This window comes from Trichocoleus sp. ST-U1, from assembly GCF_039961835.1.
Lineage (GTDB): Bacteria > Cyanobacteriota > Cyanobacteriia > Cyanobacteriales > FACHB-T130 > FACHB-T130.
The window spans coordinates 1-9,701 of the sequence record NZ_JAMPJZ010000133.1; the positions used below are offsets into that span (position 1 = coordinate 1).

At 48.2% G+C, this 9,701-nt stretch carries 9 protein-coding genes and 1 pseudogene; 6 read left to right on the plus strand and 4 right to left on the minus strand.

Going from position 1 to position 9,701, the window contains the following annotated elements:
- Positions 1 to 93: pseudogene (locus NDA06_RS25555) on the plus strand (IS630 family transposase); the annotation flags it as partial.
- Positions 94 to 130: 37 nt separating this feature from the next.
- Here the strand turns inward: NDA06_RS25555 and NDA06_RS25560 are convergent.
- Complete coding sequence (locus NDA06_RS25560; RefSeq protein WP_190529142.1) at positions 131 to 916, minus strand: DUF3891 family protein; 786 nt, start codon at positions 914 to 916, stop codon at positions 131 to 133.
- Between the two features lie 204 nt (positions 917 to 1,120).
- Here NDA06_RS25560 and NDA06_RS25565 point away from each other — a divergent pair, with 204 nt between their 5' ends.
- The gene (locus NDA06_RS25565; protein WP_190529144.1) at positions 1,121 to 1,279 is read left to right on the plus strand and encodes a hypothetical protein; all 159 of its coding nucleotides are present in this window, start codon (positions 1,121 to 1,123) and stop codon (positions 1,277 to 1,279) included.
- Here NDA06_RS25565 and NDA06_RS25570 read toward each other — a convergent pair.
- On the minus strand, positions 1,273 to 2,169 hold the full coding sequence (locus NDA06_RS25570; protein WP_190987129.1) for an alpha/beta fold hydrolase: 897 nt from the start codon (positions 2,167 to 2,169) through the stop codon (positions 1,273 to 1,275). The genes NDA06_RS25565 and NDA06_RS25570 overlap by 7 nt on opposite strands.
- A 132-nt stretch (positions 2,170 to 2,301) precedes the next feature.
- Here NDA06_RS25570 and NDA06_RS25575 point away from each other — a divergent pair, with 132 nt between their 5' ends.
- On the plus strand, positions 2,302 to 4,362 hold the full coding sequence (locus NDA06_RS25575; RefSeq protein ID WP_190987130.1) for an S-layer homology domain-containing protein: 2,061 nt from the start codon (positions 2,302 to 2,304) through the stop codon (positions 4,360 to 4,362).
- An 87-nt stretch (positions 4,363 to 4,449) separates the two neighbouring features.
- Here NDA06_RS25575 and NDA06_RS25580 read toward each other — a convergent pair whose 3' ends face one another.
- Both NDA06_RS25580 and NDA06_RS25585 read right to left on the minus strand, forming a co-directional pair.
- A complete protein-coding gene (locus NDA06_RS25580) occupies positions 4,450 to 5,490 on the minus strand; it encodes a mechanosensitive ion channel family protein (protein ID WP_190533734.1) in 1,041 nt (346 codons plus the stop codon).
- A gap of 164 nt (positions 5,491 to 5,654) precedes the next feature.
- The gene (locus tag NDA06_RS25585; protein WP_190987131.1) at positions 5,655 to 6,185 is read right to left on the minus strand and encodes a hypothetical protein; all 531 of its coding nucleotides are present in this window, start codon (positions 6,183 to 6,185) and stop codon (positions 5,655 to 5,657) included.
- Between the two features lie 365 nt (positions 6,186 to 6,550).
- Between NDA06_RS25585 and NDA06_RS25590 the strand changes: the two genes are divergently transcribed.
- The 3 genes from NDA06_RS25590 to gshA form a co-directional block, all read left to right on the plus strand.
- Complete coding sequence (locus NDA06_RS25590; protein ID WP_190987132.1) at positions 6,551 to 7,912, plus strand: hypothetical protein; 1,362 nt, start codon at positions 6,551 to 6,553, stop codon at positions 7,910 to 7,912.
- Between the two features lie 59 nt (positions 7,913 to 7,971).
- A complete protein-coding gene (locus tag NDA06_RS25595) occupies positions 7,972 to 8,889 on the plus strand; it encodes a histone deacetylase (protein ID WP_190987133.1) in 918 nt (305 codons plus the stop codon).
- A 107-nt stretch (positions 8,890 to 8,996) separates the two neighbouring features.
- Positions 8,997 to 9,701, plus strand: a 705-nt coding sequence (gene gshA, locus NDA06_RS25600) for a glutamate--cysteine ligase (RefSeq protein WP_348251916.1), incomplete at its 3' end; no start/stop codon positions are given.

Genomic DNA, 9,701 nt, shown 5'->3' on the forward strand with positions numbered 1-9,701 from the left:
TGGTCTTGGCTCAAGAGCCGCATCCGCAAACAACTCGACCAGTTTAATTGTTTGCGAGATGCAATCGAGCATGTCTTATGCTTGTCGTCCTAATTACCTTGGCGATTGCTATACATAATCCAGTCGGTGCTTACACGGGATGCAGGTGAGTTTTAATCGTCACCCAAGGTGCTTTCGCGATCGCGTTCCGCATCGTCTCCTCGTCTGGGAAGGTTTCCGATAGATAGCGTCCTTCGCAAACCAGCGTCACCGCGTTCTCTGAAAAAGGCCAAGGACTTACCGCTACCTGGGTTGGATCGCCTGCTAGTGGCGTCAGCTTCAGGGTAATTTCACCCTCAGCGGTGGGAACCTTCTCTACTGAACGTTCTTTACTTAACTTCATGCACAGGATTAGGGATAAGCAATCCCAGATTCCCACTAACTGCCGATTTCGGGCGATCGCTTCTGGTGTGCTGTAGGGTGCGTAATCCGGATCGTTGCGGAGGGAGTCAATTAATTCCTTCTGGAAAGCCTGTTCGCGCCCTAGGAAGTCCTGCACAAGCTGGATATCTTCTGCGGAGTCGTTACTAGAGTCGTAATGCTCGTAGAGGCGCGTACCGTGCAGGGAAGCCAACAGCGCTGGATATCTTCCTTGAGCGATCGCTAATTGTCCGGCTTTTGACCAAATATCTATATGGATTTTTCTCGGTAATTCCGTGAAACTGTGCGGCAAACCTGTTTTTGGGTTGAAGGTAGGCGTCTTTTCCCAGGACAGCCAGCCAATATCATGTTGCTCGGCACCTAAGCAAACCTCTTTTCTAGGTTCCAACTTCCCAAAATACTCATTTCCCCACGCTTGTGCCAATTGACCCGATACCCACGCATGGGCAAGCTGCGCGATCGCTATCAGCCCCTCTGGTTCTTTGCGATATAGCATTTATGGTTCCTACCGCATCTTCCTAACTATAGTCGTGATGAGTTGGATGCTCCTCATCACAGCAAGCCGTGCTTTATCCATTTAAACCGCTCGCGCCCCACGAGTCTGTCCGCTCCGAGATTGATTTCCGCGAACGGGATCGGCAGTGAATGGAGTAATCCTAATTTCCTTTGTTTTCAGGAAGGCAAGGAAGGAGCGAAGAGGTTGGATGTAACGTTAGGTGAATCAGGCGCGAGGGGACGCGATCTCGAAGCGAGTGCGATCGCGTTCCCTCAAATTCAGCACCTTAAATTCAGAACCTCAAATGCACAAGTCGGTGCAACGACAGTTGAACCGAAACTTTTACTGACTAAGTTTTATTGACTGCTCAGCTGCGCCAACCAATCCAATATCAAAGGATTCACCACGTCCGGACGTTCATCATGGGGACAGTGACCCGTTTTGGGAATGCCGACAACCTTCACGGGTTGCCCATTCTCACTTAGCTCTTTATAAATCGTCGCACCCTTAATCGGCGTCCAGGGGTCATCTTCTCCCCAAAGTACCAGCAGCGGGTGTTGTATTTTTGGCAACAACTCAGCTGGGCTAGGGCCAGGGGGTGCTGTGAGAATTGAGGCAAAAACCTGCTGAGCGCCCGTGTCACAAGAAGGATCGTAAAGCATATCCACCAGTTCATCCGTGATGGCTTCAGGGTTCACGTAGACCTGTCTGAGCGTGCGACGGAGACGATCTTTCTGGCGGATGCGGTTAAATAGGAACGGGCCAGCGACTTTGGAACTGACCAGCTTCGTGAAGGCTCCCATCACCAGCCGCAGGGGGAAATTCAGCTCATCAGGGCGATGATTCAAGCCCCCGGCGCAGTTAATCAGCACGCCACCAGCGGAAATTTCTGGAGAATTCACCACTACCATCAAGCTGAGTAATGCCCCAATCGAGTTGCCGACAAAGACGGTCGGTTCCTGAATATGAGTTTTCCAGAAATCCTTGAGTAGTTCTTCCCACAATTCGAGAGTGTAATCGAGGGCTGGCTTGTCCGAACCGCCGAATCCGAGTAAATCTAGGGCAAATACTCGGTAGCCCTCAGCGGCGAGGACTGGCATATTCTTGCGCCAGTGTCCAATGGAAGCGCCAAAGCCGTGAATCAGCACTAGAGGGCGACCTGTGCCCATGACTGTGTACTGAATCCGGTAGCCGCGCCAAGTCCAGTTGAGTTTTTCAAAAGTGCTTCCTGTTTTTAGCTGCTGAGTCGTCACGATAATTATTAAGATTCCTTAACTATTTTTCTATCGTAATAGTCTCTATCATTAAAAAGAGATAAACCAGGGAACATCTAACCGACTTGAAAAGTCACGCTACCCGTTTTGTTTAGGTGTGAGAAGAGATTAATGAAGCGAAGTTCCTTGGTATTTTTAGGCAGCCTGGTTTTTGCTGCTGCCGGTTTAAGTATGACAACGGTTGCCCCTGCGATCGCGCAAGTTGGACAAACAATGGGCAATCTGCCCTTATCGGGTCGAAATCTGCTCAGCCAAGCAGAAGACGATACCGCCCAGCTGCCAACAGCGGTTGCTGAAGCTGTTTTAAAGGATGCTGCCCAACGGACAGGAATGCAAAGTTCTGACTTAACCATCCTTCAGGTGGCGAAGCAAACTTGGTCAAATGGTTGCTTGGAGTTAGCAGAAGCAGGTGTTGCCTGCACCGAGGCACTGGTTCCCGGCTGGCTGGTACTGGTCGGTAGCGCCAAAGAACAGGGATTTTGGGTTTATCGCACCAACGAATCTGGAACGGTGGTGAAGTGGGATGAAGCAGCGACCCAGACGCTGACGGCTCGACTCCGGTCGGAAAGTACCACCACTGGGCAACAGACAACAACCCGTCGCACGGAAACCACCGAGCAAAGGAGTACCGTCCGCACAGAACAGCGGTCTACGGTGGCAATGACCGAATCCGCAGGCAACTTTAGTCTTGCCGTTCTGCAACCCGCAGGCAGCCTCACAGAGGTGATTACTCGCGTGTCGGTGAAGTCGAAACAAGGCAACAGCTATGCCCAAGAGCAGTATCTCGGCGACTTCAGATACAAAATCAAGCAAAAAGCGAAGTTTGTCAAAGGTGTGAATCCGGGCGATCGCGTGGTCGTGCGTCTATACGACCAAAATCGCTTGATTGGGTACAGCGAGTTTGAATGCTTGTCTGAAAACGCCGCCGTTAACCTAATTTTGTCAGAAAATCCGTCTGAAACCCGCGTAGTGCGGACTGTGTACGGCATTGATGCCGACATGGATGGCAACATCGATAGCGGTACCACCGCCTACAACTACTACACCCAAATCGACTCTCAGGAACGGGTAACATTCCTGAGCAGCGTCGAGCAAATTAACGTCAGCCAGTTCCAATCGAGCGAGATTTCGACTTCGGCGGCGACTAGCGTTTATTCCAGCTCATTTACCAGCGGTGAATCAATGCTGGCGGGTGAGACGATGAGCGTTTACAGTTCAGGAATGGCTGCCTTATTGACATCAGCTCCCGGTCAGTTGGTGCAGGTGATTGGGGTAGAAGCCGAGAACGCGACCTACGAAGTCAGCCAGCTGCTGGCAAGATATGCAAACGTGGGAGTCACTCGAAACATCCAGACGAGTTTTCCCGATGTTCCGCAGGGATACTGGGCAAAAGATTTTATCGCCCAACTGGCGGAGTTAGAAATTATCGAAGGCTTCCCCGATGGTCGATTCCGACCCGATCAGCCGGTGACTCGCGCCCAGTTTGCGGCAATGCTGCGGAAAGCGTTTGAGATGAATAAAGTGCGGAATGCGATCGCCTTCCGGGATGTCTCCTCGGATTACTGGGCGTACAGTGCTATCCAAGAAGCCTATGAAATGGGCTTTTTAGGCGCTGTTTCCAGCAATGCATTCAACCCCACCCAAAAGCTTTCTCGTCTGGATATCTTAGTGGCATTGGCAAAGGGAATGAACTACTCTTCTGCCAGTACCACCACCCAGACGCTACTGCAAGTTTACAGCGATGCCGCTAGCATCCCTAGCGACGTCCGCAGTTTGGTTGCAGCAGCGACAGAACGGGGTCTGGTGGTGAACTATCCCAATGTCCAGTCACTCAAACCCAATCAAGTCGCCACCCGTGCAGAGGTGTGTGCTTTCCTCTACCAAGCCTTAGTCAGCACTGGGAAGGCTCAGAACATCGCCTCGCCATACGTGGCGGGAGAAGGTGCGAAACCCCCCACAGTGCGCGAAGTTGATACTCCCAAGCCAGAAAACGTCCCTGGCGATAACCGTGAGGTAGAGGGGAGCGAACGCACGAATCAGCGTCAGAATTGCAACCAAGGGGTCGGTAATGGGCCAGAAGGTTGCGATCCAGGCAATTCCAATCGGAACCAGCCCAGTAACGACGAAGGAGCAGGCGCAGCGCCTGGCAGTCCGGGTCGTCAGGGTCGGTAATCGTCGGTAATCGTTAGTCTGACGACTAAAGAAAGCCGCAGCTATCCAAATTGGATAGCTGCGGCTTCTATTCGTTCAGCGTTTATGTTACTCATTAGCAATATTATTTCCCTTCTGGTTTACATAAACTTCTCTACTTGGAAAAGGGATAGTAATTTCTTCTTGTTGATAGCGTCGGTGTAATTTTTTGATAAATTTATGCTTGGCAATTCGTTGGTTTAGAAATTCATTAACTCTAAGAAACACTGTAAAATTAATACTAAATTCTCCAAAGTTTTGATATAAGATAAAAGGCTCAAAATCAGAAATATCGGCTGCTAATTCTTGCATTACTTCCTTAGCAACTTCAACCGTTATTTCTTCAACGTGTTCCAAGTCGCTATCGTAACTGACACCTACTTGAATCGGTAAAGTTATTTCTTTCGCTGGTAAATGGTAATTCGTAAAAATGGCAGAAGCCAGTTTTGTATTAGGCACAACGACTAGATTATTTGGCAGTTCTCTAATCACCGTATTCCGCCAAGTGATATCGGTAACGTAACCTTCTTGTCCCGTCTCTAGTTTTACATAGTCGCCAGTTCTGACTTGTCCAGAAATAATCAAATATAATCCTGAAAATAAGTTAGATAGGGTATCCTGAAATGCCAAAGCAACTGCCAAACCGCCAATTCCCAAGGTTGCCAAAATAGGTGTAATGGAAATCCCTAGCGTTTGCAAGATCATCAAGATTCCCAAAACCAGAACGACAATTTTGGCTAGGTTAGATAGTAATGAAGCTGAAACTCCGGGTGTTCTTTGACCAAATATCGTAACAAAACTCGCCGTCAGTCTGGCTAAAACTAAGGTGACAGAATAGAGGAAAATAACAGTCAGAATATTCTGAAAAATGCCAGAAATCCGGTCAGGAATAACCTGATTTAGTTGAAGGGTAAAAATGGCTCCGTAAAAGCCAGCAACAATAAACCAAATTTTGGGGATACCACGCAAGGAATGAAAAACGATTTCATTCCCTGGCAACCGAGTTTTAACAGCAATTCTTTTGAGTCTGGGAAGAAAAAATTTATCAAAAATTATCCCAACGAGAAATCCGCTAAGAATAAAGGCAATCGGGACAATCCATTGCTTCATGTTGATAGTTTTATCTCAAATCTATTTGTATATGTTATGAGACTGGTGATAGGGGCAACTCTGGAGGTTGCCCCTATCGCGGCTACACATCGCAGCTAGACAATTGTAGAGACACGATTTATCTCATCTGCTGGCGCGACCTCTAGAAAAAAGATACAGCGTAGTTACGACAATTGTTGCTTCAACTGATCGATCAACTGTCTCAAATTTTCTGGGCTGAGAATGGCTTTCACTTCCAACTGTTGCTGAGTATCTCGCAGAGTGAGGATGTGGTTTTCACCTTCCTTGGCAGCAAATTGCAATTGGGGAGAGTTAAATTCAATCTTTTGATAGGTGATTTCTGGCATCCCTACCCGAATGACAAGTTCTTTTTGAGATTGGGGATAGATATAAAGTTGCTGGCGAAGGGTATCAAGTTCGAGTTTGGTAGGCGTAGTGCTGCGTTCTCGATCTTCGTTGATTTTGCGCCAGTAGAGAGTGATACCGCGAATCTCAGGGATTTGAATCTCAAATACTTCGTCAAAGCGTTGGGGTTCCCAATCGAGTTCGGTAGCATCGCCCGTTTGAGGAATGATTCGCTGTCGCCAAGTGATTTTATCGTCGGCGAGATTTGCCCACCATTCGCGGATGGTAGCGAAGTTGTTGGTATTGTCAGGGTTATTGCTACCCTGTTCCCAGACGATTTTGTGTTGCATTTTCTCTCCTCCCTCCCCATCACTTGCTGATTTCTCTTCTCTCCATCCAGTTTAAACGTCCTCCCTTGCCGGGAGTTGCTGTGACACAAAGATGTCGAGGTGTTGTATACGGCGTATCTACAGCGATCGCTCGCTTGCCTTATCTTCAAGTCTAAAATCGGATGAATTTTGGGTGGGGAAGAGATGCTACGCCAGATTTTGCGATCGCTTCTAAATCTACCTTGAGCAGGTTTCGTCATACACTCTATATTGGTTCTCAGTCCGCGCCAGCGGGCTTTGTTTAAAAGTTCTCGCAACTTCTACTTCCTTGCTTCTGAAGTAGGGTTGACATCGCTGTGATTTAAATCGCCAGGTATGGTGGCAATATGTTTACTCTTCCGATGAACCTGTTATTTCTTCCTAACCTGGATCTATTTGTTTACCACCGGAGAAACGGCTTGGGAGACGATGCAGGGCAAATCAACCAAAATCAGCTCGCGTTTTGGGATAACTTCCCGTTAGAATTGCAAAGAATTCTTGTCGCTGCTGACGATTCAAATTATAACGATCCAGAATATTTAGAATTATTGCGCCTAGCGGGGGAAACTGAAGCTTATTATACTTTTCAAGCTCGCACTGAAGGATATCCAGTCAAAGGCTTTTATTATCCCGTGCGATTTAGCGATAGTTATGGGCTTTTGTTTAATTGCCACATTAATGATCGAGACTATCTGCAATCTTTTAAATGCTTTCCTACCCTCAAACATCTTGCTGCTGATAAACAAGGCAATCTTGGAAAAACCTGGATCGTGTCTGGGATTTTGCCTCGAAACTGTGAAACCCCTTTAGAATGTCTCGCCCAAGAAGCTTACGAAACTTTGAAGTTTGGGAGATGGAAACAGCAAAAGCCAAGCAAAGGAAAATTTTTAGGGGCAACCGTTTTTGAAGTGTGGCTATCTCCCCAGCGTTGGGACATGGAAGAGAATCACCATGTTTTGGTTATCTTTTATCCCGATGTAGCCGCCGAAACTGAAGCTGCTAAATATTCTGAGGTCTGGATGCAGTTGTTTTACTACCGCAATAAAATTATTTGGTCTTATTGTGAAGCTCAGAAACTCAGACAGCAATTGCAAGAGAATTTCGGCTATATTTTTCAAGCGGGTGAAATGCTCAAGCAGCTACCGTTAAAAGAATTGCAGAGAATTTTAGAAGTCAATATAAAAATATTGTCCCAGTATGCTTCAGACTTAAATCATCTAGAAATTCAATTGCACGCGATTGAAACCTATCAGAAAAAATACCAAGAACATTTAAATTACCTGCTTCAAGAAGCTAGCAAATATGGAGAAACCGAGCTGCATTTTTTGGCACAATTCAACCAAATAGTCAAGCAATACGAAATTCAAATCCAACAAGATCGTGCCAGCTTTAGCCCTGCATTGAGAGTGCTTGAAGATGTGATTAATACGATTCGAGGCATCGTCGAGATTGAACAAGCTAAGCGCGATCGCAATCTGGAAAATATTATCGCCGCTGCCAGTCTGGGAGTGGGAACCGCCTCAGTCGCCGCCTCTGCTTCCTCGGCGTTGGTAAAAGATTTTACCCAGCCTTACCCTAACCAAATCGACAACCAACTATCCGCAGTCATCCCCTTGGCGAATCTGGTTATTGTCATCTTGTTCAGTATTGGTTTAGGTTGCCTGGTTAGTGGGTTTGCCTGGAAAATTTTGCGATCGCGTAGCGTCTGAGGAAAATTGCCTCGGAAATCCTCTCTTCCTTTGCCGCTTGGCAGTTCAAAATTTTAAATATGGACTTGCCAATTATTTACCACCCGGATTATGTCGTACCTCTCCCAGAAGGGCATCGCTTCCCCATGCCCAAATTCAGCAAACTCTACGAAATGCTCTTAAGCGATCGCGTAGCGCATCCAGAGCAAATTCATCCGCCCGAACCTCCTCCACTAGCGTGGATAGAACTCGTTCACACCCCAGAATATGTCCGAGCATACTGTGAAGGCACCCTCGATGCCAAAGCCCAGCGAAGAATCGGATTGCCCTGGAGTCCCGCATTAGCGAATCGTACCTGCGTGGCAGTAGGCGGTACGATTCTCACCGCTAAACTGGCACTTACTCACGGTTTAGCTTGCAATACTGCGGGTGGCACTCATCACGCCTTTCCCAGTTATGGTTCCGGTTTCTGTATTTTCAACGATTTAGCCATTGCTGCCCGCGTGCTTCAACATCTGGGACTGGTGCGTCAAATCCTGATCGTGGATTTAGATGTCCATCAAGGCGACGGTACCGCCGTGATTTTCCAAGAAGATAGCAGCGTCTTCACCTTCTCGATGCACTGCGAAGTTAACTTTCCCGGAACCAAACAACAAAGTGACTTAGATGTTCCTCTCCCGATAGGGATGGAAGATGACGCCTATCTGCAAACCTTGGCAAAATATCTCCCAGATTTGCTGTCACAAGTCAAGCCGGATCTCGTTTTATACGATGCTGGGGTCGATCCTCATGCTGGCGATCGCTTGGGCAAACTCGCCCTCACAGACACCGGAATCTTCCGTCGGGAAATGCAAGTTTTGAGTACCTGTGTGGCACTCGGCTACCCAGTCGCCTGTGTGATTGGCGGGGGTTATGCTGACGATCTTGACTCCCTCGTTTATCGGCACTCCTTGCTACACCGAGCCGCCACCACTGTCTATCATCAGTACCAACTTTGATGCCAGACTAAGGGCAGAGGAGCCATTTCGTCTTCCTCGATACACTTTTTAACGGTAGCGGTATCCCGTGTCCGTACTTCGTACTCACTCATCTGAGGAAAAACCCCTTGCTATCAAAAGGCTTTGAAATTGAAATGTATACCGGCACCCCCAATGGTGACATTGTGGGTTTATCCGATCGGATTGTGGCAGACCTAGACGGGTTCATGCGGGAGCCGGATAGCCGCAACGTGGAATATATCACAGAACCCTTTTATTGTTACGACCGATTATTGTGTGCCTTGCTACGCCCTAGACGGCAACTCCGAGAGTATCTAAAACGCCTGGGAAATTACACCCTGATTCCGGGGAGTACGCTGTCTTTAGGCGGCAGCGATCGCTTCTGGCGCTCTGACCCTAGCAATCCTTACCACGACTACATTGAGAACACTTACGGCACCAAAGTTGTCACCGCCAGCGTCCACATCAACATTGGCATCAGCGATCCCGAAACCCTGATGCGGGCGATTCGCCTTGTCCGCCTAGAAGCACCCTTATACCTCGCTCTCAGTGCTTCTTCCCCGTTTTTGGATGGGAAAGCCACTGGCTATCACTCGACTCGCTGGGGACTGTTTCCAAAAACCCCAGCCCGCGTCCCCTTATTTGAAAGCCACGCCCACTTTATCCAGTGGACGGAAGCCCAATTAACCGCCGGGACAATGCAAAATGTCCGCCACCTCTGGTCATCCGTGCGACCAAATGGCAACCAGCGCCCCTACGACCTTAATCGCCTAGAACTGAGAATTTGCGACCTAATCATCGATCCGGTTGCC